Origin of the sequence: Neoalteromonas flava (assembly GCF_002807685.1) — a bacterium.
Lineage (GTDB): Bacteria > Pseudomonadota > Gammaproteobacteria > Enterobacterales > Alteromonadaceae > Alteromonas_E > Alteromonas_E flava.
This window is the reverse complement of the sequence record NZ_PEAX01000001.1, coordinates 307,565-332,547: the sequence shown is the minus strand read 5'-3', so window position 1 is coordinate 332,547 and position 24,983 is coordinate 307,565. Positions and strand designations below refer to the sequence as shown.

At 45.1% G+C, this 24,983-nt stretch carries 23 protein-coding genes; all 23 read left to right on the top strand.

Annotated features, from left to right (window positions below; translation table 11 throughout):
* The first annotated feature begins 346 nt into the window (after window positions 1-346).
* On the top strand, window positions 347-1,189 hold the full coding sequence (locus tag CSH92_RS01585; protein ID WP_100655848.1) for a flagellin N-terminal helical domain-containing protein: 843 nt from the start codon (window positions 347-349) through the stop codon (window positions 1,187-1,189).
* 466 nt (window positions 1,190-1,655) lie between these two features.
* Window positions 1,656-2,483, top strand: coding sequence for a flagellin N-terminal helical domain-containing protein (locus CSH92_RS01580; RefSeq protein ID WP_100655847.1), 828 nt, complete (start codon window positions 1,656-1,658; stop codon window positions 2,481-2,483).
* 899 nt (window positions 2,484-3,382) lie between these two features.
* Complete coding sequence (locus CSH92_RS01570; protein WP_100655845.1) at window positions 3,383-4,222, top strand: flagellin N-terminal helical domain-containing protein; 840 nt, start codon at window positions 3,383-3,385, stop codon at window positions 4,220-4,222.
* A 37-nt stretch (window positions 4,223-4,259) separates the two neighbouring features.
* Window positions 4,260-4,736: a flagellar protein FlaG gene (locus tag CSH92_RS01565; RefSeq protein ID WP_100655844.1), complete on the top strand. Its 477-nt coding sequence runs from the start codon at window positions 4,260-4,262 to the stop codon at window positions 4,734-4,736.
* A 112-nt stretch (window positions 4,737-4,848) separates the two neighbouring features.
* Window positions 4,849-6,324 (top strand): flagellar filament capping protein FliD, encoded by a 1,476-nt coding sequence (gene fliD / locus CSH92_RS01560; RefSeq protein ID WP_100655843.1) that lies wholly within the window; start codon window positions 4,849-4,851, stop codon window positions 6,322-6,324.
* 11 nt (window positions 6,325-6,335) lie between these two features.
* Window positions 6,336-6,764, top strand: a complete 429-nt coding sequence (fliS, locus tag CSH92_RS01555) for a flagellar export chaperone FliS (protein WP_100655842.1) — start codon at window positions 6,336-6,338, stop codon at window positions 6,762-6,764.
* Window positions 6,761-7,072, top strand: a complete 312-nt coding sequence (locus tag CSH92_RS01550; RefSeq protein ID WP_100655841.1) for a hypothetical protein — start codon at window positions 6,761-6,763, stop codon at window positions 7,070-7,072. Before fliS ends, CSH92_RS01550 begins: the two co-directional genes overlap by 4 nt.
* 1 nt (window position 7,073) lies before the next feature.
* Window positions 7,074-10,634, top strand: coding sequence for a motility associated factor glycosyltransferase family protein (locus CSH92_RS01545; RefSeq protein ID WP_100655840.1), 3,561 nt, complete (start codon window positions 7,074-7,076; stop codon window positions 10,632-10,634).
* Window positions 10,627-11,625, top strand: coding sequence for a UDP-N-acetylglucosamine 4,6-dehydratase (inverting) (gene pseB, locus CSH92_RS01540; protein WP_100655839.1), 999 nt, complete (start codon window positions 10,627-10,629; stop codon window positions 11,623-11,625). The genes CSH92_RS01545 and pseB overlap by 8 nt, the downstream gene beginning before the upstream one ends.
* Window positions 11,622-12,770, top strand: a complete 1,149-nt coding sequence (pseC, locus tag CSH92_RS01535; RefSeq protein WP_100655838.1) for a UDP-4-amino-4,6-dideoxy-N-acetyl-beta-L-altrosamine transaminase — start codon at window positions 11,622-11,624, stop codon at window positions 12,768-12,770. The genes pseB and pseC overlap by 4 nt, the downstream gene beginning before the upstream one ends.
* A complete protein-coding gene (gene pseF / locus CSH92_RS01530) occupies window positions 12,767-13,468 on the top strand; it encodes a pseudaminic acid cytidylyltransferase (RefSeq protein WP_100655837.1) in 702 nt (233 codons plus the stop codon). The genes pseC and pseF overlap by 4 nt, the downstream gene beginning before the upstream one ends.
* The gene (locus CSH92_RS01525; RefSeq protein ID WP_240612703.1) at window positions 13,465-14,463 is read left to right on the top strand and encodes a glycosyltransferase family 9 protein; all 999 of its coding nucleotides are present in this window, start codon (window positions 13,465-13,467) and stop codon (window positions 14,461-14,463) included. Before pseF ends, CSH92_RS01525 begins: the two co-directional genes overlap by 4 nt.
* A complete protein-coding gene (gene pseI, locus CSH92_RS01520; protein ID WP_100655836.1) occupies window positions 14,456-15,508 on the top strand; it encodes a pseudaminic acid synthase in 1,053 nt (350 codons plus the stop codon). The genes CSH92_RS01525 and pseI overlap by 8 nt, the downstream gene beginning before the upstream one ends.
* 3 nt (window positions 15,509-15,511) lie before the next feature.
* Window positions 15,512-16,525, top strand: a complete 1,014-nt coding sequence (gene pseG / locus CSH92_RS01515) for a UDP-2,4-diacetamido-2,4,6-trideoxy-beta-L-altropyranose hydrolase (protein WP_100655835.1) — start codon at window positions 15,512-15,514, stop codon at window positions 16,523-16,525.
* Entirely contained in the window at window positions 16,525-17,091 is a 567-nt protein-coding gene (locus CSH92_RS01510; protein ID WP_100655834.1) for a GNAT family N-acetyltransferase, read from the top strand. Before pseG ends, CSH92_RS01510 begins: the two co-directional genes overlap by 1 nt.
* An 8-nt stretch (window positions 17,092-17,099) precedes the next feature.
* Complete coding sequence (locus tag CSH92_RS01505; RefSeq protein WP_100655833.1) at window positions 17,100-17,342, top strand: acyl carrier protein; 243 nt, start codon at window positions 17,100-17,102, stop codon at window positions 17,340-17,342.
* A gap of 13 nt (window positions 17,343-17,355) precedes the next feature.
* On the top strand, window positions 17,356-18,084 hold the full coding sequence (locus CSH92_RS01500) for an SDR family NAD(P)-dependent oxidoreductase (RefSeq protein ID WP_100655832.1): 729 nt from the start codon (window positions 17,356-17,358) through the stop codon (window positions 18,082-18,084).
* Window positions 18,085-18,102: 18 nt separating this feature from the next.
* Complete coding sequence (locus CSH92_RS01495; protein ID WP_100655831.1) at window positions 18,103-19,503, top strand: AMP-binding protein; 1,401 nt, start codon at window positions 18,103-18,105, stop codon at window positions 19,501-19,503.
* 5 nt (window positions 19,504-19,508) lie between these two features.
* Complete coding sequence (locus tag CSH92_RS01490; protein ID WP_240612702.1) at window positions 19,509-20,618, top strand: LuxE/PaaK family acyltransferase; 1,110 nt, start codon at window positions 19,509-19,511, stop codon at window positions 20,616-20,618.
* Window positions 20,608-21,795 carry an acyl-CoA reductase gene (locus tag CSH92_RS01485; protein ID WP_100655830.1) on the top strand — a complete coding sequence of 396 codons (1,188 nt, stop codon included), beginning with the start codon at window positions 20,608-20,610 and terminating at the stop codon, window positions 21,793-21,795. Before CSH92_RS01490 ends, CSH92_RS01485 begins: the two co-directional genes overlap by 11 nt.
* Before the next feature lie 91 nt (window positions 21,796-21,886).
* Window positions 21,887-22,795, top strand: coding sequence for a nucleoside-diphosphate sugar epimerase/dehydratase (locus CSH92_RS01480; protein WP_100655829.1), 909 nt, complete (start codon window positions 21,887-21,889; stop codon window positions 22,793-22,795).
* Between the two features lie 19 nt (window positions 22,796-22,814).
* The gene (locus CSH92_RS01475) at window positions 22,815-23,786 is read left to right on the top strand and encodes an NAD-dependent epimerase/dehydratase family protein (RefSeq protein WP_205662115.1); all 972 of its coding nucleotides are present in this window, start codon (window positions 22,815-22,817) and stop codon (window positions 23,784-23,786) included.
* Window positions 23,776-24,921 (top strand): DegT/DnrJ/EryC1/StrS family aminotransferase, encoded by a 1,146-nt coding sequence (locus tag CSH92_RS01470; RefSeq protein WP_100655827.1) that lies wholly within the window; start codon window positions 23,776-23,778, stop codon window positions 24,919-24,921. Before CSH92_RS01475 ends, CSH92_RS01470 begins: the two co-directional genes overlap by 11 nt.
* The last annotated feature ends 62 nt before the right edge of the window (window positions 24,922-24,983 follow it).

The following is a 24,983-nucleotide window of genomic DNA, read 5'->3' as shown; positions in this document are numbered from 1 at the left end:
ACGAAAGAGCATCAGGCCAGGTTTTTCCTGGCCTTTTTTATTATTCTAAGCAATTGAATTATATAGCATAAAAAATTTAGTCAAATTTTTTTCTAAAGCATTCTCAAATCTCACACGATAACCAAATCAAAGGCACTCGCAGAAAAAAATAATAATAGCGAGGCACTTTACGATTGAGTACCGACTAAAAACAATAATAACGGACTTGATCAACTAATGACCGACAGCAAACAAGACTGAAAGCATTAGTATTTGCGTATCTGAGCGTTAGTTTCAGAACGTGAACACCAGACGTCAATAATAAAAATAAAGTCTGGCACTAAAAAATCGTTAGGAGATTAGTAACATGTCTTTATTCGTAAGTACGAATGTGTCGTCGTTGAATGCTCAACGACAATTATTCACATCAAACAATCAATTAAATACTGCGTTTGAACGCTTATCGTCTGGTTTTCGGATCAATAGCGCCAAAGATGACGCTGCTGGTTTGCAAATTTCGGATCGTATGACATCCCAAATCAAAGGGCTTGATCAAGCGGTCCGTAACGCCAACGATGGCATTTCATTATCTCAAGTCGCTGAAGGTGCAATGCAAGAGATCACCGTCGCTTTGCAACGGATCCGGGTACTTGCCATTCAGGCGCAAAACGGGATTAACACCTCTGCAGACCGCGTGGCTCTGCAAAAAGAAGTCACGGCATTGAAGACTGAAATTAGTCGGATCGCACTCACTTCGCAGTTTGCAGGTGTTGATTTGCTGACCGGTGGGTTCTCAGCAGCCTTCTTGGTAGGTGCGAATGGCGGTCAGTTTATATCTGTCAATATTTCGGCGGCGCAGATCCCTGGTATCAATGGATTCAGTGCGACTGGACTTGGTTTGGATTCTACGCAATCAGTAGAGACCGTTCAGGGTGCATCAGCACTGTTAACCATCGTTGATGGTGCTTTATCAGCCATTGGTGGTGCACGTGCAGAATTGGGTGCAATTCAAAACCGCTTTCAATCAACCATCCGAAACTTAAGTAGTATTTCGGAAAACGCATCTGCGGCACGGTCGCGGATCCGCGATACTGACTTTGCGGTGGAAACGGCAGAGTTAACGCGCTGGCAGATCATTCAGCAAGCTAGCACGACAATACTATCGCAGGCGAATCAGCGCCCACAGCAAGCACTTAGTCTTCTTCAGTAAGTTATTGAATATGGAGAATATTATGCTTAATTGGGTTGCTGTAAGCGGGGGCAGTAGGCAACACGGTAAGTAAGAGAAAAACGGTCGGAAAGCAATATGTGGGGGCAGACTGCAACCGACCGGTAAGTAAGCAATTTTTCACAAGACAATGGGAGTAAAAGGTAAGTTAAACAAATGCGTCTGGTTTAAGGCTGCCAACTGACAAGTATAACGCCAGGAGGTAGTGAGAGGTATGAGGTCTGGAACATCATACCTGCCAGTCAGCAAGAGCAAACGCTCTGTTTAGCTTAGTCTTTCGCTCGACATATGCCTAGCAAAAAATATCAACCTGACATAACATCAGGTGACGATATTAAATAAGCATAGGTCGTGCCAATATTTATATATTGGTAATCCATTGTTTTCTTGAGGGTAATGTTTTTCGTGTAACGAAAAACACAATTTAGAAAACGTTAGGAGAGAGACCATGACTATTTACGTCAATACTAATGTCTCGTCATTGAATGCACGTAGACAGCTTATCGATTCGGGGGTTAATTTGACCACCGCTTTCGAACGGTTATCCTCAGGGTTTCGCATTAACCGCGCTGCCGATGATGCCGCCGGCTTGCAGATCAGCGACCGGATGACCTCACAAATCAAAGGGCTTGATCAAGCCACTCGAAATGCAAACGATGGGATTTCTCTCGCGCAAACAACCGAGGGAGCGCTAGCTGAAGCGACAAACGCGCTGCAACGGATACGTGTGTTGGCTATTCAATCACAAAACGGCATCAATACGTCTGCGGACAGGGTTGCGTTAGAGAAGGAAGTCACGGCACTTAAAAATGAAATCAGTCGGATTGCTGCCTACACTCAGTTCGCTGGTGTGAATGTACTTCGAGGTGATTATTCTGCCGCGTTCCTAGTTGGTGCAAACGGTGGTCAAACGATAAGTGTCAATATATCCCGCGCCGGTGGCTATGGATTCTCTGGGCTCACAAATGGTGCTCAAGTATCCGTGTTAACTACAGCACTTGCATCTGCCGCTTTAACATCGATCGATAGTGCTATTTCCAGCATTGATGCAAAACGCGCCGATTTGGGGGCTATTCAGAATCGTTTTCAATCTACGATTAGGAATCTATCGAATATTTCTGAAAATGTTTCAGCGGCAAGATCGCGCATTCGTGATACAGATTTTGCCGCCGAAACGGCAGAACTGACCCGCTGGCAGATCATTCAGCAAGCAAGCACAACAGTGCTATCGCAAGCAAATCAGCGACCGCAATCAGCATTGAGTTTATTACAGTAAGCAATAGCAAGAGAGGGTGGAACTGAGAGGCCAACCTCGCCAGGGATGGCGGCCGTAAGGCCAACGATACAACAGGTATTAATTAAAACGCCGACTAACAGGACCGAGAGTGTAGAATTTATGGTTGAGAGGCCAGTTTAAAATCTACTAATAATCCTGCCAGCCGACTGAAACCGAATTTGCTCCATCTCCTAACGTGAGCAAGTTGGCCGGGTCTTATGACTCGGCCTTTTTTTATTATTGGCGCCAATGAATTGACATCAGCGTCGGCATACAAACCAAAGCATGCATTGTGCCAACTCTGTGTTTTGCATAATTTAGTCACCAAAAAAAGCTGTCAGGCCAACCATCAAAGCTTTTTATGTATTCTGCAACCCTTCTCTGAGAACAAAAAAGCAACTTCCTGCGCCCAAAATTGTTGGCCAATCGCTTCTCAAAACGCAGTTATGCAATACAAAAAATCAGTAAGCTGACATTTTCTTAACAGTCTTTTTGCATCAACTATGAGAAGTACAATCGACCTTAAACAATATTCCACTGCGAATTGGTTGGTACTTTACTTACCTGCGACTGCTTGCATTTTCAACTCCACCTTGCCCCCTGCATCAATCAATTAAAGTGTCCGAAAAACGTTTCTTAAATCAGTTTTTAGAAAAACTTTAAGACTAATTTTTCATTTAAAAACAATTAATTATATTTTTTTTCAAAAAAATTAAAAAAAAAGCTAAAGACTCTTATGGAATGGCCGATAAAGATGCTGAGGGGTAATTTAATTACTAAATTGTTAAGCGTGTGGTAGCGCTTAGCGCTCGAGGGAACTCTGGGTTTTGGCCTTGAGTTTAAATGTGGAAGGAATAGCTGGTTCTCTCAAAGCAAGCTGTTTCCCAGGAGGTAAAATTATGACTTTATACGTCAACACTAATGTGTCAGCCATTAATGCACAACGCCAGTTGTTCAATTCTGGCCAAGCACTGAGTACTTCATTTGAACGTTTGTCATCAGGGTTTCGTATCAACCGTGCAGCCGATGACGCTGCGGGTTTGCAGATTACTGACCGACTCACATCGCAAATTCAAGGCCTGAATCAAGCGGTACGAAATGCTAATGACGCCATTTCACTAACGCAAACAGCTGAAGGTGCGCTGGGCGAAACAACGATTGCTTTGCAGCGTATCCGTCAACTGGCAATCCAATCCCAAAATGGGATCAACTCTTCGTCTGACCGCTCTGCACTGCAGAAAGAGGTTTCAGCGCTGAAAAGTGAAATCACACGGATTGCAACAGATACTGAGTTTAACGGTGTTAAATTGTTGAATGCAGGTTTCTCTGCCGCGTTTTTAGTGGGTGCTGAAGGTGGTCAAACTATCTCGGTTAATCTATCTGCGGGTAAAATCCAAGGCGCATCTGGCTTCAGCGCTGCCGGTTTGGGTATTACTGATACGTCAGTAACTTCAGCGTCAAATGCTTCTGCAGCGATTGGTGCAATCGACACTGCGATCTCTGCTATTGGTGGCATCCGTGCTGATTTAGGTGCATTGCAAAACCGTTTCCAATCTACGATCCGCAACTTGAGTAACATCTCGGAAAACGTTGCAGCTGCACGTTCGCGGATCAAAGATACCGATTTTGCTGCAGAAACCGCTGAACTGACACGGAACCAAATCGTGCAACAGGCGTCTATCTCTGTACTGTCACAGGCAAATCAGCGCCCGCAAGCGGCACTATCATTGCTAGGATAGACTATACTGGTATGGTAAAGATTAAAGGAGGTTAATTGTGGACGCTATCAATTCGCAAATTGGCCAGACTTTTGCTGTAACATCACAGGCAAGCGTAGCTCCTTCGACGCGAAACTTAGAAGCCGAGAATGCAATTCGGCAACAAGAGACGCAAAATTCGGAGCCACGCGCTGCGGTGACTGATGGCAACTCACCTTTACAGCAGGCTAGAAATGAAGCTCAAGATAGTTTTACTTCAGCCGATACTGAAAGTGGTGAGCAGCAATCTGATAACCAAGCAGTAGAGCAAGCTTCGCGTGAGATTGAGCAATTTTTACAATCGCAAAATCGAAACTTGAGCTTCTCGGTAGACCAAGACACGCAACGGTCAATTGTGACCGTAACTGAAGCGGACAGTGGCGATGTTATTCGTCAAATTCCGTCTGACGAAGTGCTAAGACTCGCTGAACGATTACGCGAGTTTCAGACCGATGTTGGCAGTAGTGTAGGGGTCCTGTTTAATAATCAGGTTTAGCCAAAAAAGAAAGCGTTAACTTTCTGTTTGAGTGCCGTAGATCACCGTAGTGGGTGTTTTGCGGCTTCTTTGTTTTGGCGTGCTGAAAAAAGGTATGTGATCGAGGTATGGTATGACTATTCAATCGTTAGGTGTGGGTTCCGGGTTAGCACTCGATGACCTAGTTACGCAGTTATTAGAGGCAGAGCGGAAGCCGAAGCAAGACAGACTGGATAAGCGCGAGGAAACGATCGAAGCGCAGATCTCTGGCTTGGGACAGATAAAATCTAAGCTGAAAGATTTTCAAGACTCGGTTGATGAATTGCGCCGTGATAACGCAATTAATAAGCGTGAACCGACGATTACTAATCCTACCGAAGATGACGATACGATTTCAGCTGAAGCCTCAAACAGTGCCTTGCAAGGTGAATATGCGATCGCGGTGAAACAACTGGCAAGCGGTAGCCGCATAGAGACTGCTGATGCGACCTCTGGTGGATTTAATAGCTCTACAGATTCTGTTTTATCTGCGGGCAGCGGTTCACTTACTTTTAAAGTCGGTAGTACTGGAGACAGTTTCAGTGTGAATGTGACTGCAGGTATGACTTTAGCTCAGCTACGCGAAGCGATTAATGCATCGGACAACAATTTTGGCGTCAATGCGAATATTATATCCACTGGTACTGCTGCTGGAGCAAAGTTGGTTTTCAGCTCTGAAGTTACAGGCGCGGGCAACGATCTCGTTATTGTAAACGATAATAATCTAGCGGATTTGAATCGCGTAGCGACAACTGACTCGGCGGAAACAGCGAGCTACTTGAGTCCGATTAAAAGTGCACAAAATGCCATAGCGACCGTCGATGGTATTGAAGTACAAAGCGCATCAAATGAATTTGAGAACACTATTCAAAACGTATCGTTTACCGCGAACGAATTGTCAAGGTTTACCGAAACAACGGACCTTGCTAATTATCCTGACGGAAAAATATACAGTGCGTCTAAGTTAAACATTGGTTTTGATAAAACCGGTCTTGAAGAAAAAATTAATGATTTCGTTAAAAACTACAACAGTGTTATCGAAGAGATTAAAACGCTTACCCGCTACGGTGAATCTGAACTGGAAAAAGATGGAGCACTGGCAGGTGATTCTTTAGTGCGAAGTATTCAAAGTGGATTGGCAAGTCTGGTTGGTGGCGCAGTCAATTCCTCGGACCTCGGGGGCTTGTTCAGTATTGGTATTGAAGTGGATCAAGATGGGAAACTTGAAATCGGTGATCTTGATTTTGGTCTAGGCAGTGGTCAGGATCGTTTAAAAGATGCGCTAGAGGACAATTTTGACGAAGTTGCTAAATTATTTTCTAGTGAAGATGACGGAATTGCAACTCGCTTATACGACTACATAGAACAGTATACTTCATTCAGCGGCATTCTGAGCACGCGCGAGCGAGCTGCAAAAGACGATAAAGATCAAGTGTTTGATGATCGTGAACGGTTTGAGTTACGCATGTTAAGTTATGAGCAGGTGTTACGTGACAAGTATTTAAATCTTGACCAGACAGTCGCTCGGTTGAATCAAACCGGGCAGGCATTATTGGCGTCATTGCGTTAAGGAGACATTAAATGGCTTTAACAGGTATTAATGCCTACAAAAAAGGTGGATTAAAGCAAAGCGTCGCAAGTGCGGATCCACACAAGCTAACCTTGATGCTTATGCAAGGGGCTTTAGACAAAATGGCTTATGCAAAAGGCTGTATGGAGCGTAAAGATTTCGCTGGTCGTTCTGAGCATTTGTCTCGTGCTACGGCAATTATTCTTAATTTGCGTGATACATTAGATATGGAAGCCGGTGCGGAAATTTCTGAAAACCTCTATGCACTATATGAATTTATGATTGGTCGTTTGACCGATGCTAACGTTGAAAATAGCTTGCAGATCGTAGATGAAGTGATTAGCCTATTATCACCGATTCGTGACGCATGGCTGCAAATTCCTGAGGAAGCAAAGCAACAGGCTTATGAAGCCAAGCGTCAAAAACAACAAGCTGTGTGAATCTTAAAGACTTAAATCACGCCTCAACACCAGAGCCTCTTCGCACGATTAACGAAGCGATACAAAATGTATTGTGTGAAGAGGATACTGACAGTGAAGCCCTGTTGACGCTAATTGCTCAGCGTGACGACTTTATTCAACAGTATCTAAACACACTAGACAGCGAAGAGAGAAAAGCATTTTCCTCTGCGGAGATAGATGTAAATAACTACCTCATTGCGCGAGTCGCTGAAATTGGTAAGAGTACGCTAATCGAAGCTACCTCCCAAATTCGCAAGCGCAAAGCCGCAAATAAGTATCTAGAGTAGTATGCGACAGCTTATTCAGTTTCACATCGACCAAGATAACACTCGTCAGCAGGCTCATGAACAGGCGTTTGCGGCACAGATTGAAACACTCTATCGAAGGAACCGCAGGGCCTTCGAACAATCAATACCCGGTATAAAGCACGAACTTGAATCTGGCGCTCCAGAGCGAATGTCTTTGTTCGTTAATAAGTCCGGTGAAGCAAATATTGTCGATTACACTAATGGTCGAACTCTCTATGGTGAGGCGCCGCTGGCTGAGTCAGTATTGCACGTTGATGGATTCAGGAGAAACGCTTTAAAAGTTGTTCTTAATGAACAGGATAAGGGGCATTCAGAACCATTAGAGTGGCTTAAACATAGACAACCGTTGCCAGATAAAGTCAATGTACTAATTGTATTAGGTATTGGATTAGGTCATGCGTTAGAGCATCTACTGCAACAGCATGATGTATCACATGTAGTGATTTATGAACCCAGTCGGGATTACTTTAAGTGTGCTAATTTTGTTAAAGACTGGCGTGCGCTTTTAGCATTGTGTCAACGCAAATCGACCGCGCTTTATTTTCAAATTGGGAAAAACGGTGCAAACTTGCTCGACGATATTGCCGAGTTATCCCAAGCAACTAGTTTTAATGAATTTTATATCTACAAGCATTACAACACGCCAGTTTTCGATGCGATTTGTCATCAACTCGTTAGCAGACCTTGGCCTGACTTGGTCAAAACACGATTTAAGTTTCAGCAGCATTATGGATTTAATGATTGTTGCCCCACGTGGACTCCCGCGCCAATAGTTGCCGAACTTGCTGCGTTTGATCGGTCATTCGAATTATTTAAAAGCAATATCGCAGCATTTCAAGAATACTTTCCTGATATAGCAAAGCAATTTCGTGATTATTCGCCGGTGAACTGGTTCCCAGTCAGGCAATCTTATAGTAGTTTTAACCTTCTCAATAATAAGTCTCAAGCTCTTTATTTTGACTCTGATGCTACTGATATTGCGGCGCAGGAATTTGAATTTTTCAGTCGCTATCCAAATAAAAACGGACTGATCCTTGGGTATACAGGTGAAAAGCTTAAACACTACCATCATTATCAATTTGTTATAAAAACCGAAGCATTGATTGAGAGTGTGGAGGAGGAAGTGGCCGAGCTACCGGAACAGGTAAAGTCATTTATTCTCTTCGGTATGAGTAATGCGCATGTGTTACAAGAGTTACTCGCAAAGCACGAGGTTGAAAAACTGTTTATTTGTGAGCCTAGCCTTGACCTGTTTTACGCCAGTCTTTTCAATTTAGACTGGGCTGCTTTATTGCATCAATTAAATGAGCAAAATAGACATGTTTACATCAACGTTGGTGACGATGGCAGCAATCTAACCAAAGATTTGATAAAGCAATTTTATTCGCTTGGCCCGTATTTATTGGCGCAGACATACATTTATCAAGGCTACGCAAATGAATTGATGGACAGCGCTTTAGTGAACCTGCAGGAACAGCTGAAGTTACTGCTGTCGATGGGCGATTATTTTGACCATGCATTTTATGGCATTAACCATACTCGTCAGGTTATTCAATCTGGAGCGCCAATTTTGCTCAATAACCCGGGTAAGCGCCTGTCGGTTGATGAGAAATCCGTTCCTATAGTTCTGGTCGGTAATGGCCCTTCACTCGATGAAAGCTTAAATGCGCTCAAGGAAATTAGCGACCAAGCGATTATAGTCAGTTGCGGAACCGCATTAAAGACACTGTATGAACATCAAATTACGCCTGATTTTCATTGTGAAATCGAGCAAAATCGTTCTACTTTTGATTGGGCCTCTAGAGTCGGCAGTTTCGATTACTTAAAGACAATTTCACTTATTTCATGCAATGGGATACATCCCGACACCTGTGCGTTATATAAAGATATTTATTTGTGTTTTAAGGAGGGTGAGGCTTCAACAGTTACCTGGTCATCCGTAATTAACAAAGCTGCCTTACACCTGATGGAATTTGCATTTCCGACGGTAGCCAATTTTGCTCTCGATTTGTTTTCATCATTTAATCCATATTCGATTTACTTACTGGGTATCGATTTAGGCTATTGCGACTTAAAAAAACACCACTCACAAAGTTCTGGTTATTACGATGAAAATGGTGAAGAGCTTTACGATTACGTGTCGAGTAATCATTCAGTCTTACAAATAAAAGGGAATTTCCAACCCACGGTTTATACCAAGCACGAATTTAAAATTTCTAAAATGGTGATGGAAGAAACCCTCCAAGCCAAGCGCATTGAGGTATACAACTGCTCTAATGGCGCTTTTATTCAGGGCACCATTCCATTAAATATCGACCACATACTGTTGACCAATGATAGTCAGCAAAAGCGCGCAAGCACTGCGGCAATCAAATCTAAATTATTCAATAATGACTTTAATCAGACTGCTCTATCTCGTTTTGATGATTTGTTAAACGTTGACGCCATTATTGCAGATGTCGACAAAATGATTACGCTGGTGGAGAACTCTCTAAGGGAGCCTATGCAGGCTGATATAGACGCTCTGGTTGAAGCGCAGCGCGGAGTGCTAGTTGATTCAGTCCAACAAAATACGTCACTGGTCTTCTATTATCTATATGGTAGTGTGAACTACGCCAGTGCCGCACTTTCGAAACTTAATTATTCAAATGAGGTAGTCAAGGAAAAATGCTTGCCTGTCTGTTTAGAAGAGTGGCAAACGTGCTTATTATCAATACAGCAAATGTTTATCCAGTCTCCGCATCGGACTGATGAGTCATCCTCCATGCGCTGGCTGCGTGTGCGCTCAATTTTATATTCTCATTTGGCGCAGAAATCGATTTTATTAGTGACCAATTCGCTCAGTTATAAACAAGCGCTTACTTGGGGTTTGGATAATCAAGATGTTGAGGTGGAGTTAACAACAATCTCTATTGCAGAGGCAGAAGAAAAATTCGCCGAGTATCAAAAGCAGTTTGATTACGTCCTGTATTTTTATCATTCTTTGCATGATGAGTGTCGATTTATAGAACAGCTGCGGTGCGGCGAAGTGGAGTTGTTAAAACCCAAAACGGGGATGACAAAAGTTGTTTTTGATGAGGATCTTATTGGCAACTGGGTGCGAAATATAGATAAGGTTACATTCTGTCAAGTTGTTGGCGATATGGATATAGGCACTAATCTTGCTTTTAGTACTAAGCTCAATAGTGTTTTCCATGTGTTACGTTTATTGTGTGACAGAAGCAATGCACGTATTGTTATTCCGAAACTAATGCGGAAAGAGCCGCAACTAGAGATGAAACTTACAACATCTCAACCTATGGTGATGGAATGCGAAGTTGACTGGTTTGCTTCTGAAAATTGGTTGCTTGGCTTTTTTACTGCTAGCAATCCTATTCAGGTTGAGTTTGATGGTTTCGGTGATCCATTTTATAGCCTCAAGTATGAGGATATAGATGGAAGCGCTACAGCTACTACGGTGACGGAGCACTATATACAAGAAGCTCTTGATTGCGCGTACAAATCGCGCCCATTTATATTAACGGAACAACCATATGTTTGATGATAAACAAATACTTATCACTGGCGGAACCGGTTCTTTTGGCAAGCGATTTATTACTCACTTACTCGCACACTACTCCCCTCGGAAGTTGATTATTTATTCCAGAGACGAACTTAAACAGTTTGAAATGCAGCAAGTATACAACGCTCCCTGCATGCGTTACTTCTTGGGTGATGTAAGAGATAAAGAGCGCTTAAAAGCGGCGATGCGGGATGTTGATTATGTCGTGCACGCGGCCGCGCTCAAGCAGGTACCTGCGGCAGAGTACAATCCAAATGAGTGCATAAAGACAAATATCAATGGCGCGCAAAATGTCATTGATGCGGCTATCGCTACGAATGTTCGTCGCGTGATTGCATTATCTACTGACAAAGCGGCCAACCCAGTTAACTTATACGGCGCCACAAAATTGGCGTCTGATAAGTTGTTTGTCGCGGCCAATAATATTAGTGGTGCAACAGGGCCGCGTTTTGCGGTGGTACGCTATGGCAATGTTGTCGGTTCGAGAGGTTCGGTTGTGCCCTTTTATCGCCGCTTATTGGCTGAAGGCTGTAAAGCGTTGCCTCTTACTCACGAAGAGATGACACGTTTTTGGATTACGCTTGATGAAGGTGTTGACTTCGTAATCAAAGATTTTCAGCGTATGCAAGGTGGCGAGATTTTCGTCCCGAAAATCCCGTCGATCCGAATTACCGATTTGATCGAAGCGATGAGCGGCACCAAAGACTATGATTTAGTCGGTATAAGGCCTGGCGAGAAGCTCCATGAAGTGATGGTGCCGGAAGAGATGGCTCATCATTCCTACGAATTTGACGATCATTACGTGATAACTCCTGCGATCAAGTTTTTTGATAAAAATATTGATTATGGTTCTAATCGTTTGGGAGAAAGCGGCAAGCCGGTGACTGATAAATTCGAATATAATTCCGGCACGAATCCACATTTCTTGACGGTTGAAGAACTAAAAGCACTGGACAAAGTGACCGAATGATCCCGTACGGCAAGCATAGTGTCGCGCAACAGGATATTGATGCTGTCGTTGACGTGCTAAACAATAAATTTTTAACGCAAGGAGAGACAGTTCCTGCGTTTGAAGCAGCACTGTGTGATTATACTGGTGCTGCGTATTGCGTGGCCGTAAATAGTGGAACATCCGGTTTGCACGTCGCCTGTTTGGCAGCTGGAGTTGGCCCTGGTGACCTTGTTTGGACTTCACCCAATTCATTTGTGGCTTCGGCCAATTGTGCTCGCTATTGTGGTGCAGATGTTGATTTTGTTGATATTGACCCACAGAGCAGAAATCTTTCAGTGTTGGCTCTTGAAGCAAAATTGGAGGTGGCTAAACACGCAGGTCGTTTGCCCAAGGCATTAATTGTAGTTCACTTTGCTGGTCTAAGTTGCGATATGCAGGCGATTCATGCACTAACAGAGCCTCTCGGTATTGTTATCATTGAAGATGCAGCGCATGCGTTGGGTGGGCATTATCAATCATTACCGATTGGTAAATGCCAATATTCCGATATGGCAGTTCTAAGTTTTCATCCCGTCAAAAGTATTACTACGGCCGAGGGCGGGGCAGTGGTCACTAATAGCACTGCACTAGCGAAACGTTTAGTGCAGTTTGCCAAACACGGGATTACGCGTGATCCGCAAGAAATGACTGAGCAACAGGGCGATTGGTATTATCAGCAGCTTACCTTGGGGTATAACTATCGCTTGAGTGACTTGCATGCTGCGTTGGGGCTAAGCCAGCTCCAGCGGTTACCTGACTTTATTGCAAAGAGGCGAGCGCTGGCGCACCGTTATCATTATTTACTGCAGGATTTACCCTTGCAATTACCCCAGCCAAACAACATCGACAGTGATCAAAGTGCTTGGCACTTATATATGATTGAAGTGCTCGAGCACGAGCGAAAAAGTGTGTTTGATGCTTTACGTAAGGCAAATATCGGGGTTAACGTGCATTATATACCCATCCATTTGCAACCTTATTATCGCGAGTTGGGATTCAAGCCTGGCCAGTTTGAGAACGCCGAGATGTTCTACACGCGTGCCATTACGTTGCCGCTTTATCCTGAGTTAACTGAGCAGGATCAAGACAAGGTTGTACAAACATTGCACGAGGTACTCTCGTGAATTTAGCGATTATTCCTGCGCGAGGTGGGAGTAAGCGGATCCCGCGGAAAAATATTCGTCCATTTTGTGGCAAGCCTATGTTGGCTTACAGTATTGAGGCTGCAATCCAAAGCCAGTTGTTCGATGCTGTGATGGTTTCAACGGATGATGAAGAAATTGCTGAGGTCGCACGAAAATGGGGCGCGGAAGTACCGTTTTTACGTCCCAATGCGCTGGCGGATGATTATACTGGTACCCGAGCTGTAACTAATCAAGCCATGGTTGCCTACGCAGAACACTTTACGCAACCAGATTATTGCTGTTGTATCTATGCCACAGCGCCCTTCCTACAAGCCAAATATTTGCGTCAAGGGTATGAGGCGTTGTCGGCCAACCCGAGTAAAGCCTTTGCGTTTTCAGTTACAACGTTTGCTTTTCCCGTGCAACGAGCTTTAAAACGCAGCGGTGATGGGGTGACAAGTATGTACCCTGAATTTGCCGCTACACGTTCACAAGATCTAGAAGAGGGCTTGCATGATGCTGGTCAATTTTATTGGGGCAGTTATGCCGGTTATTTATCTGACAAAGCCATGTTTTCAGAGCACAGTATTGCCGTAGAGTTACCCCGTTATTTGGTCCAAGATATTGATACTGAGGAAGATTGGTCAAGAGCTGAATTGATGTATCAAGCTTATATGAACAAAGAAGTTTCGTTATGACAGAGCAAGAAAATCAAGTATCCAAAATTCTAATCATACGTATGTTGGGGTTGGGCGACGTGACTTGCATCGGATTACCAGCGCTGCGTTACATTAAACAGCAAAATCCGACCGCTGAAATTCATTTTTTAACCTTTGCAGCGGGTAAAGAAATAGTGCAACTTGCTGAGCCTGACGTACATGTTTTTGGTCTCGACAAAGGTGATTGGCCAGATAATATCGTATATGCCATGGAGACGTTCTTGGGCCTGGCAGAAACTATCGTAGGTGAGGGGTATCAACAGATCATTAACCTCGACACCTGGTTTATGCCATGCTTCTTAGCCCGTTTTTTAAAGGATGCTGGCGAGCCTGTTAAGGGCAATATTATAGGGATGTCGGTTGGCGAGTTGATCAGTCAATTTCAAGCACAGACGCTCAAGCCAGAATTTGTCAACGAGCCTGCTTCCTATCTACAAAGTACATGGTTCAGTATGCATCGCTGGAACACTCCTTGGTGGCAAAACGGATTAGCGCCGGATGGCGGCTATCCAGAATTTTATCTTAAGACCTGCTGTAACTTCGCTGGGATAGCGTTGGATATGCACATTGATGTCGATACGGACCCAGCCATTGAGCAGTTGCGCCAGCAAGGCCAATCGATTGTCGCTATAGCGTGTGATGCCCGTACTCCTGAACGCCACTATCCTTACGCCGATGAAGTACAGGCGTTGCTTGAAGCGAAGGGCGTGCATGTCTGGACAGGATTTGACGGCTCGGTGCCGCTCGCGCAAACGTTAAGGATGCTCAAAAGCTCGGATTTGTTGATCACCGTTCCATCGGCACCACAATGGTTGGCAACCACAGTAGGCTGCCGTTCTTTAGTGATCACAGGGTTAGTCGACCCTCGCACACTCATGCCAGACTACGCTACCGATATGAGTGATAAGCCTATTGAGCCAGAAATTCTTGTTGCGGGTGTAATGGCAATTTTGGAGGGAAATACTGATGCATGATGTTCGGATCAATAACCGTATCATTGGTTTTAGTGATGAGCCTTTCATAATTGCCGAATTAAGCGGTAATCATGGTCAAGACTTAACCACAGCAATCGCCATGATCGATGCTGCAGCGAACGCTGGGGCAGATGCAGTGAAGCTGCAAACCTATACCGCTGATTCAATGACGTTAAATGTCGATAGTGATGATTTTGTTATTCAGGAAACGGACAGTCTTTGGCATGGAGAGCGCTTGCATGGATTGTACGCCAAAGCCGCAACTCCTTATGAATGGCACAAACCGTTATTTGAGCACGCGGCTAAACGCGGATTGATTGCATTCAGTTCCCCCTTTGATGAACACGCAGTCGATTTTCTTAATGATTTAAATGTGCCGTGTTTTAAGATCGCGTCGTTTGAGCTGACTGACTTGCCATTAATTACCAAAGCCGCCAGTAAAGGTAAGCCTTTGATTATGTCGACGGGCATGGCGTCATTAGCTGAGATAGAAGAGGCCGTAACTACAGCTAAAAATGCTGGCTGCGACGATATTATTTTATTGAAATGTACCAGTACCTATCCCGCGGATGCGGGAAATACTAATTTAGTCACCATCCCACACATGCGAGACGCATTTGGTTGCCAAGTCGGTTTGTCCGACCACACCCGCGGTGTTGGCGTTGCTGTTGCATCTGTTGCACTGGGGGCAACAGTGATTGAAAAACACTTTGTATTGGATCGCACAGCGGGTGGGGTAGATGCCGAGTTTTCACTTGAACCTCATGAGCTTAAGTTATTGGTTGAAGAAACCAAACGGGCATGGTTAGCATTGGGAAATGTCCGCTACGGAGGAGTCGTATCTGAAGAGAAATCGAAGCAGTACCGCCGTTCCATCTACGTCGCCGAAGATGTGCAAGCGGGTCAAATTCTAGACCGCAGCAATTTACGAATTGTTCGTCCGGCATTTGGATTGCAGCCTAAGCACTGGGAGTCGGTATTGGGTAAAAAAGCCAAGCAGGCGTTACCCAAAGGAAAGCCGCTACACTGGGATGATTTCGAGTAATCCATGCGCTTTGTCTTCTTGGTACAAGCGTCCGCGCAAATGGGATTGGGGCATTTGATGCGCTGTCAGGCTCTGGCGCAACAGATAGTTGCTGATGAAATGGATGCAATATTTCTACTTGACCAAGCAACGCACGAGTTTGCCTTGGCCCGGCATGAATGGCAGGGGGAAATCATTAGTCATGACTATACGGCGAACGTAACGGAGCAATACCAATCACTTGTTCGCGCTATCTCAGGCCCTGTAGATTGGCTGATTATCGACGGTTACCAGTTCGACGCTGCTTATTGCAATTTTTGGCGTGAAACAGGGCTGAAAATAGCGTTATTTGATGATGGTGTGCATATTGAGTCTATTGAGGCAGATGCCATATTGAACGCTGCTGCGCAACCAGATGCTGAGTCTAATCATTTGTTTGGTCCTGAATTTCGCTTGCTACGCCGGGAATTTTCGATGGTTTCACCATTTCCCATTGAACAACGTCACCACTTGACCATTAACTTTGGCGGCAGTGACCCAATGCAGTTAACCATTCCCGTATTACAGGGATTAGAATCTATGGGGTTTACTGCGCCGATACGAGTGATTACCGGTGCCGCATTTCCTGCCTTGGATGAGCTTAAGCAAATTATTCATTCGACCAAATTAACTTTACAACACGTGCATGATGCTCAGGATATGGCTGATGTATGGAGCCATGCAAAGCTCGCGGTATCGGCCGCCGGTGGCAGTCAGTTTGAGCTCGCGGTATGTCAAACCCCCGCCGTAGTCGTTGTGGTTGCAGATAATCAGGTTACGGCAAGTCGTCAAGCATTAGCCGAAGGCTGGTGCAAAGTGTTTGAACTGCAAGGCCTTGCGATGGCAGAGCAAGAAGTAAGTATCAAGACTATTGCGCAGACCATTTGTGAACTTTGGGCACGGCCCGAAACCCTACGCGAAATGCAGCAGTTGATACCCCACTCGTATGATGCCGGCGGTAGTGTGCGGGTATTAAATGCATTAATGGCGTTAAGTTGATGCGTTTAGAAAAGCCATTAGTCGGATATCAAGTCACACTGCGCAACGTTGAAGTTAGTGATCTTGAGCAGTTAAGAGCGTGGCGCAACAGCGAACATGTTAAGCGTTTCATGCTGACCACAAACAATATTTCATGTGAACAACAACATGCCTGGTTTGAGCATATTGGCCGTGCAACGAATCAGATCCACTTCGTGATCGAATATCGGGGGGGGGCAATCGGCTCATGTAATATTAAGACTCGCGGGCAAGGCGTCGATATTAATAATGCAGAGCACTTTGAATTGGGTTTATATATTGGTGACCAACGTTACGCAGGTAATCTGGTAGCTTTTTCGCCGACGCTTGTCATGAACGACTATTGTTTCAGTGAGTTAAATGCCAAACTATTACATGCGGTTGTAAAATCAGATAATGTCGCTGCACTGCGATATAACGAACAATTAGGGTATACAGTGACTCAGCAGGGCGACTTGGTTGATTTGATATTAACCGAACAGAATTATGCCCATCACGCAAAAGGGCTAAAGGCGCTTCTCAAGAGGCCGCCGCGAGATAAAAAATAAGGGTTATCATGGCAACAAATGAACAACAATTGATCACTGTTTTTGCAACGGCGCTAGGTATCGATGCTAGCCAAGTATCTGATGCATTAACCTACAATACGATCCCTGAGTGGGATTCAACCGCGCATATGATCCTCATTGCAGAATTGGAAGACAAGTTCGACATAATGCTAGATACCGACGATATTATTGATATGAGCTCGGTCGCCAAAGCCAAAGAAATCTTACACAAATACGACATCCAATGTTGAAGCGGAGTCGAAGGTGCTAGCCAATAAAGTCATTCTTATTACTGGTGCGAATAAAGGCATTGGGCTCGCCACGGCTCAGGTGTGTGTTCGGTTGGGCGCCATCGTGTTACTCGCGGGGCGTAATGAAGTTGAATTGGATCTTGTTGCTGAGCAGTTAGGTGACAATGCCATTGCGATGAGTTATGAGCTCACCGATGAAGCGCAAGTCAAAGCTGCGTTTGCCCATATTAAACAACATATCGGTCATATCGATGGTTTGGTTAACAATGCCGGTGATATGCATACGGGTGCATTAGCAATGACTCGCTTGGCGGACTTGCAACAGCAACTTGAAATTAATACTGTGGCGGCATTTCAGCATATGCAGCTCGGTGCTCGGCTAATGACGCGTCAAGGAGCGGGTAGTATTGTGAATTTATGCTCTATTGTGGGTGAGCAAGGCGCTGCCGGCCAAACCGCCTACGCCGCTTCAAAAGCTGCGCTATCGGGCATGACAAAATCTCTAGCGAAAGAGTTAGCCAGCAATAATATTCGCGTGAACGGTGTGGCACCTGGCTTTATTGATACGGCCATGACCGCTGACTTTAACTCTCAGCAACGGCAATCAATTCTTGATGCAATTCCCCTTGGACGAGCGGGTAGTCCACAAGACATAGCAGATCTGATCAGCTTCCTATTATCCGATCACGCCAGTTATATTACCGGACAGATTATCGGTGTCGATGGCGGCATGCGTTTATAAATATAGAGGGGGCTAGGGGTGTTTTTTGATACGTTAGATCATGCGCCTGAAAGGCCAGCCTTTATTACCATTACTGCAGACGCAAATAAGTCGTTGAAGCATATTGAGCATAGCTATGCGGATTTGAGTCTTGCAGTCCAAGATGCTCGACAGAAACTGACGGAGGTATTTCCGCCAACCGATAATAAATCGCGCTATCTGGTGGCGTTAAAAATGCACACCGATTACGCCAGTATTGTGCAGTACTTGGCTTTATTATCGGCTCGGATTGCTGTGCTGTTGATCGATCCACAGTGTTCAGCTGATAAATTAACCGCATTGCAAAAGCGCTTTCAACCCAATGCTTGGGTAGAGCACACGCAGATTGATAAGATTCATTTAGAACCAACCCCGATTGATGAGCAGGTTGCTCTGCTACTGCCAACATCAGGTTCAACCGGAGCGGCCAAAACGGTAGTGCTTAGCTATGTAAACTTGCACAGCAATGCTGAATCGATTTGTGATTTTCTGCCGATTACGGCCACAGATCGCGCGATGAATACGCTACCGCTGTTTTATTCTTATGGCCTTTCGGTGCTTAATACCCATCTAATGCGTGGTGCTTGTTTAGTGCTATCAGATTTCTCGGTGGTTAACCGCGAGTTTTGGCAAATCATGCGCGAATTCAACATCAGTTCATTCGCAGGGGTGCCACACACCTACGAGATGCTTCACCGACTGCGATTTGACCGGCAGCAGTTGCCTGACTTGCGCTATTTCACTCAAGCTGGAGGGAAACTGTCGCCGCAATTAATCACCTATTTCGCAAACTATGCACAAGCACACAGCAAACTATTCTTTATCATGTATGGACAAACCGAAGCCACCGCGCGGATGGCTTATTTGACGCCAGAAAAATTGCAGCGTAAGCCCGAATGCATCGGACAGGCCATTCCATCTGGAGAATTCAAGCTTGATACGGGAGAACTTTGTTATCGGGGGCCAAATGTAATGTTAGGGTATAGCCAAGACCGTGTTGATCTTGAAAATTTTTCCCCAGCTGATTGGCTCTACACTGGAGATTTGGCAGAAGTTGACGAAGAAGGTGATTATCGGATCATTGGGCGAAAAGCACGTTTTCTAAAGTTAAACGGGGTACGTACCGATTTAGATGCCATCGAGCATAATCTGCGGGAGTTAGGAATGCGCGCCTTATGTTGTGGTGATGACCAGTGTTTGTTAATTGGCGTAGAGACAGATGTGGAGCATGAGCCTGCTACAGTCGCTGCAACAATCAAGCATCACTTGCATCAAGAAATGAAAGTTCATCCTACATTAGCGCGTGTGATAACGTTAAGTTCTTTACCCATAACAGCAAATGGTAAGCCCGACTATCAAGCTATCGTGCAAGCCTTTGAGCAGTCCACTAAACGGGTGTAGGTATCTTGACGGATCTGAGCCGATATGAACATATATTTAGCGAACTTGCGAGCCGAGAGGTTTTTGGCTGTGAAAATAGTGATAAAGCGGTGGTGTTGTATAAGGCGCTAAATGAATTGCACCACTTGCACTGTGAACATTGTCCCGAGTATCAACGCATCGTTGCGGCAATACCCAGTGCGAATGTGACACCCACCATAAGCTCGTTACCCTACATTGCGGTCAGGTTGTTTAAATTATTAGCCTTAAAAAGTGTCCCTGAAGAGGCCGTTTTCCGCGTTTTACAATCGTCAGGAACCACTTCCCAAGTGACAGCCAAAGTGTTTTTAGACAAAGTAACCAGCCAGCGTCAATCCAAAGTGTTAGTGGCCATTTTGCAACAAGTGTTAGGTAAAAAGCGCTTACCTATGCTGATTATTGATGCACCGGCCACAGTGAACGGGCCAGCCTTTAACGCTCGCGCTGCGGGTATTCAAGGGTTGGCATTCTTTGGGCGTCACCATACTTATGCATTACATGATGATATGACGCCCAATTGGGCGGCAATTGATGAATTTTGCGCACAGTATGGCAATGGTCCAGTATTGGTATTTGGCTTTACCTTTATGGTATGGCGCTATTTTATCCAAGCCTTACAAGAATCTCAGCGCAAGCTCAGTTTACCGCAGGGTATCTTATTGCACAGCGGTGGATGGAAGAAGCTAGAGCACGAAAAGGTGACGAACCATGAGTTCAAACAGCAATTGTTGGAGTTCACGGCTATAGCTAAAGTGCACAATTTTTATGGGATGGCAGAACAGGTAGGTTCCATATTTGTGGAGTGTGAGCATGGCTACCTGCATGCGCCAAGTTACGCCGATGTCATCGTGCGTGATACCCGCGATCTTTCAGTTTGTGCGCACGGTCAAGCGGGACTTATTCAAGTACTCTCCGCGATCCCAAGTAGTTACCCCGGCCACAGCATTTTGACGGAAGACTTGGGTGTTATTCATGGTGAAGATGATTGCCCCTGTGGTTGGTCGGGTAAATATTTTTCCGTTAGCGGCCGGTTACCTAAAGCTGAAGTAAGAGGGTGCAGTGATACTCATGCTGCAGGAGTAAGTTATGCAAAATGAACTTCAGGTCTTGGTTCCAGAATCAGCAGACGGTATGCATATTCTTAACAATCTATCGCAGTTCAACCCGCTGCAGCCCTTGAATCCTGAAATCTTGGCAATGTTGACAGGTTTATCAAAAAGCTTATTACAAGCAAAATATAAACAGCATCCCGAAATTGTCGCGTTAGGTTTTTGGTTACGCAATATGTTACGTGATGCGCCCAATCAGTTGGTCGCGGATGAGTCAACGCTGATAAAAGCGCTCGGGCTCGCTGTTCACTTTACCCCCAGTAACGTAGATACCATGTTCATGTATAGTTGGGTGTGTAGCGCGTTGATGGGTAATAACAATGTGGTGCGTCTTGCATCTACTGAGACGCAGGTACAAGCATTACTTATTGCAGAGCTACGCGAACTTTTTAAGCAACCTAACTATGGTGATTTAGCGGCGCGGAATATATTTGTGCGTACTGATAAGGCCTCGGCATGGACGGCAAGACTGAGTTTATTGGCAGATGCGCGCTTACTTTGGGGCGGCGATGATAGCGTGCAGGCAATTCGCGCGTTAGCCAGTAAACCAAGAACGCGGGATATTAGTTTTTCCGACCGTTATTCTGCAGCACTCATCCATTCTGATGCGCTAGACGGAGACGACCAGATCGACGCTCTTGCTGAGCGCTTATGGAACGATACCCAGCCCCATTTGCAACAAGCTTGTTCATCACCTCGGGTGGTCTATTGGCTGGGTGATACATCGAAAATGCAGACTTTTTTCGCTAAAGTCGATGAATACGCCAAACAACGCATTGAGCCAACACCTCAACTGCGTAATGAACAACTCGTCTATAGTCAGTTTGTCGCGGCCACTGCTCCAGCTCAATTTCAACAGTACGAGATAATCAGCGTCATTGAAGTCGCAGATCCAGCGGCAGCAATCGAATATCATGCCGGGCAAATGACCTACCTATTAGTGCCATTATCTTCACTTGAGCAGATAACCTCGCAAATTAGTGACAAGTTACAGACGCTGACCTATGCGGGTATTCAAACCCGGGAGTTAATTGCGTTTTTGAGTCAACCTGAGCTGCAAGGCGTTGACCGTGTCGCTGCGATTGGTCAAGCGTTGGATTTTATGTCGGTATGGGATGGCATGGATCTTTTTGCAATGTTGAGTCGGCGCGTCAGCATCCGTTAAGTTTTTCGAGACTGTTAGAAAGCTTCTGAGTCGAGTTTTGGCGAAAGCGGCCGATAATTTAACCAAGATTAAGTAGTAGTAGTCATAGTAAATGCACAAAAACCTCGTCCCAGCAGGAAACAAAAAGGCCTATATTTTCGGTGCAGGTATGGCAGGTCAGCGCGCATTTAAAAATTTGCAGAACGATTACCATATTCTTGGGTTCATAGACAACGATAAGGATAAGCAGGGAACAGCGCTATTTGGTTTACCCATCATAGCACCGCACAAAATGACCGTAACTGAAGCCGAAACGATCTTTATCGCCAGTGAATTTTTTGAGCAAATCCAACATCAACTCTGCACAGAGTTAGACATTGTGCCGAGTCGGATATCACCACTTCCTGCTCGCATGCTAACCGCTAAACGGTTTGAGCATGACCCAGTCTCTATTGCAATGTCATTGAAGTTATTAAATACGTGTTGTGAGGCATTACAAGAACTCGATGCTTCCCATCATATTGATGCTGGCACGTTACTTGGTGTGTACCGCGACAACAGTTTGATCCCATGGGATGATGATATGGATATTGCAATCGATGCAAACGCGGTTGAGCGGGTGGCTGAATGCTTGAACGTTTTTGTACAACGTCTGGTAAATATTTCCGGTCAGCCTTGGCAAGCCACAATCTGCTATACCGAGCAGGCTTTTGGTAACGTACCGGCCGGCGCTATACGGGCGTTTAAGTTTAGCTGTGAGGTTGAAGATTCGTTACCCTCTATCGATTTTTTTGTGAAATATCGTTGCAGTGAATTTAGTGATTACTGCTTGGCATCACGTGCAATTAGAATGCCTGCGAAGTTTACAACGAATATCCTAACCTTCTCGTGCCAGGGATATGAGTGGCCAATTCCAGGCGACACTGAAGGTTACCTGACATACCATTATGGGAACTGGCGAGTACCGGATCCCGATTGGTGCTTACAAGATTTAAATAATACTGAGGTATTCAAGCAATAACCTCTGGGGAGTAATGGCTTTGAATTTATCAAATAAGCGTATTGCGGTTATCGGTGGTGCTGGATTTATTGGCAGCCATGTGGTTGAAGAATTATTGAAAACCGATGTAGCTGAAGTCATTGTTTACGATAACTTCACTCGTGGTCAAAAATCCTATATTGCACCGTTTTTATCGGACCCGCGTTGCACTCTGTTTGCTAACGGCGGTGATATTCGTGATATTGATGTATTAAATGATGCTTTGCAGGGAGTGGATGGCGTATTTTTGTTGGCCGCCATGTGGCTTCTACATTGTCGAGATTACCCGCGTACGGCATTTGATGTGAACGTGCAAGGCACCTTCAATGTACTGGAAGCGTGCGTCAAAAATAATGTCAAACGATTGGTTTATTCGTCGTCAGCCTCGGTGTATGGAGATGCGGTTGAGGTTCCGATGAAAGAGAGCCATCCGTTTAACAACCGTAATTTTTATGGCGCAACCAAGATTGCCAGTGAAGCAATGTGCCGCGCGATGTATGACCGCTATGGACTAGATTATGTGGGCTTGCGCTATATGAACGTATACGGGCCTCACCAAGACCAGACGGCTGCCTATACCGGGGTGATTCCGATTGTGTTGAATAAGATCGATGCCGGCGAGTCGCCAACAGTCAATGGTGATGGTTCGCAAGCCTATGACTTTATTGATGTTCGTGATGTAGCTCGATGCAATGTTTTAGCCATGCAAAGCGATGCCACAGACGATTTCTACAACGTAGGAACTGGCATTCAAACATCGATTAAAACCTTATGTGAGACTATTTTATCGTTGCGCAACAGTGACTTAACCATCCAGTACAACCCTTACAGTGAATCAGATAGCCGGGCGCTGGTACAGAATCGAATTGGTTGCCCAGAAAAAGCTGCGCAGGATTTAGGTTTTAAAAGTGCGATTTCGCTGACTGAAGGTTTACAGCACCTGATTGATTGGAGAGCAGAGCATGGAGCGTAACATTGCCATCGCGATACCGAGTTTAGGTGAAGCAGAGTGGCAAGCCACTAAATCATGCTTTGAATCGGGTTGGTTAACCACAGGGCCTAAAGTCAGGGAATTTGAGCAGGCTTTTGCTGACTATCATCAAGTGAACTCTGCCATCGCAACAACCAGCTGCACCACTGGTTTGCATTTAATGTTAGCTGCACTCAATATTGGGCCTGGTGATGAAGTTATCGTGCCTGCTTTTACTTGGGTATCAACGGCTAACGTTGTTCTATATTGCGGAGCAACCCCAGTTTTCGCGGATGTTGACCCTCAAACCTACAACATTTCTGCCGCAGAGGTCGCTAACAAGTTAACCGATAAGACCAAAGCGGTCATAGTTGTGCACTTATTTGGTTTATGCGCTGATATGGATGCAATCAAAGCAATACTTCCTGATGAGGTGGCTTTGCTAGAGGATGCCGCGTGTGCATCCGGGGCTAGCTATAAAGGCACCTTCGCGGGCGGATTAGGCGATGCGGCCGCGTTTTCTTTCCACCCTCGCAAAATTATCACTACCGGTGAGGGCGGGATGGTAACGACGCAGAACTCGGCCTTAGCTGAACGCATTCTGTGCTTACGTAATCATGGTGCTAGTATTTCCGAAGAGCAGCGCCATCATGGTCCAAAACCCTATATTTTGCCTGAATTTGGCGAAGTGGGTTTCAACTATCGCATGACAGATATGCAAGGAGCTATTGGTTGCGTACAGCTGAGTAAGTTGCGCGGATTGGTTAAACAACGGAATGAAATGGCAGATTTCTATCGCCAACAATTGTCTGCAATTAAAGGGTTGTTCTTACCCCAATCCCCAGAGTGTGGTGGGCATTCTTGGCAGGCATATGTAACCGTAGTTGATCCCGATACTGCTGTGGTTGCGCGGAATGATTTAATGGAGCAACTACAAGTAAGAGGGATCTCTACGCGTCCGGGTACGCATGCCGTGCACATGTTGCAGGTATATAGAGAAACCTTTGGTTTGCAGCCTGATGATTTCCCGCATGCCGCAATGCTCAATGATCAGTCTTTAGCAATCCCTTTGCATAATCAAATGACGCAGGATGATTTGCAATATGTAGTGGATACGCTGACGGAACTGATGATGTAGGCCATTGTAAGATATTGATATAACGCGTATTAAATCACTCAAGATATTATACTTTTAAGCCC

Coding starts and splice junctions, on each gene's coding strand:
- CSH92_RS01485 (WP_100655830.1), top strand. CDS start 20,608: ATGCAAAATGAACTTCAGGTCTTGGTTCCAGAATCAGCAGACGGTATG.
- CSH92_RS01525 (WP_240612703.1), top strand. CDS start 13,465: ATGACAGAGCAAGAAAATCAAGTATCCAAAATTCTAATCATACGTATG.
- CSH92_RS01580 (WP_100655847.1), top strand. CDS start 1,656: ATGACTATTTACGTCAATACTAATGTCTCGTCATTGAATGCACGTAGA.
- fliS (WP_100655842.1), top strand. CDS start 6,336: ATGGCTTTAACAGGTATTAATGCCTACAAAAAAGGTGGATTAAAGCAA.
- CSH92_RS01585 (WP_100655848.1), top strand. CDS start 347: ATGTCTTTATTCGTAAGTACGAATGTGTCGTCGTTGAATGCTCAACGA.
- pseG (WP_100655835.1), top strand. CDS start 15,512: ATGCGCTTTGTCTTCTTGGTACAAGCGTCCGCGCAAATGGGATTGGGG.
- CSH92_RS01570 (WP_100655845.1), top strand. CDS start 3,383: ATGACTTTATACGTCAACACTAATGTGTCAGCCATTAATGCACAACGC.
- fliD (WP_100655843.1), top strand. CDS start 4,849: ATGACTATTCAATCGTTAGGTGTGGGTTCCGGGTTAGCACTCGATGAC.
- CSH92_RS01505 (WP_100655833.1), top strand. CDS start 17,100: ATGGCAACAAATGAACAACAATTGATCACTGTTTTTGCAACGGCGCTA.
- pseI (WP_100655836.1), top strand. CDS start 14,456: ATGCATGATGTTCGGATCAATAACCGTATCATTGGTTTTAGTGATGAG.
- pseC (WP_100655838.1), top strand. CDS start 11,622: ATGATCCCGTACGGCAAGCATAGTGTCGCGCAACAGGATATTGATGCT.
- CSH92_RS01545 (WP_100655840.1), top strand. CDS start 7,074: ATGCGACAGCTTATTCAGTTTCACATCGACCAAGATAACACTCGTCAG.
- CSH92_RS01510 (WP_100655834.1), top strand. CDS start 16,525: ATGCGTTTAGAAAAGCCATTAGTCGGATATCAAGTCACACTGCGCAAC.
- pseB (WP_100655839.1), top strand. CDS start 10,627: ATGTTTGATGATAAACAAATACTTATCACTGGCGGAACCGGTTCTTTT.
- CSH92_RS01480 (WP_100655829.1), top strand. CDS start 21,887: ATGCACAAAAACCTCGTCCCAGCAGGAAACAAAAAGGCCTATATTTTC.
- CSH92_RS01470 (WP_100655827.1), top strand. CDS start 23,776: ATGGAGCGTAACATTGCCATCGCGATACCGAGTTTAGGTGAAGCAGAG.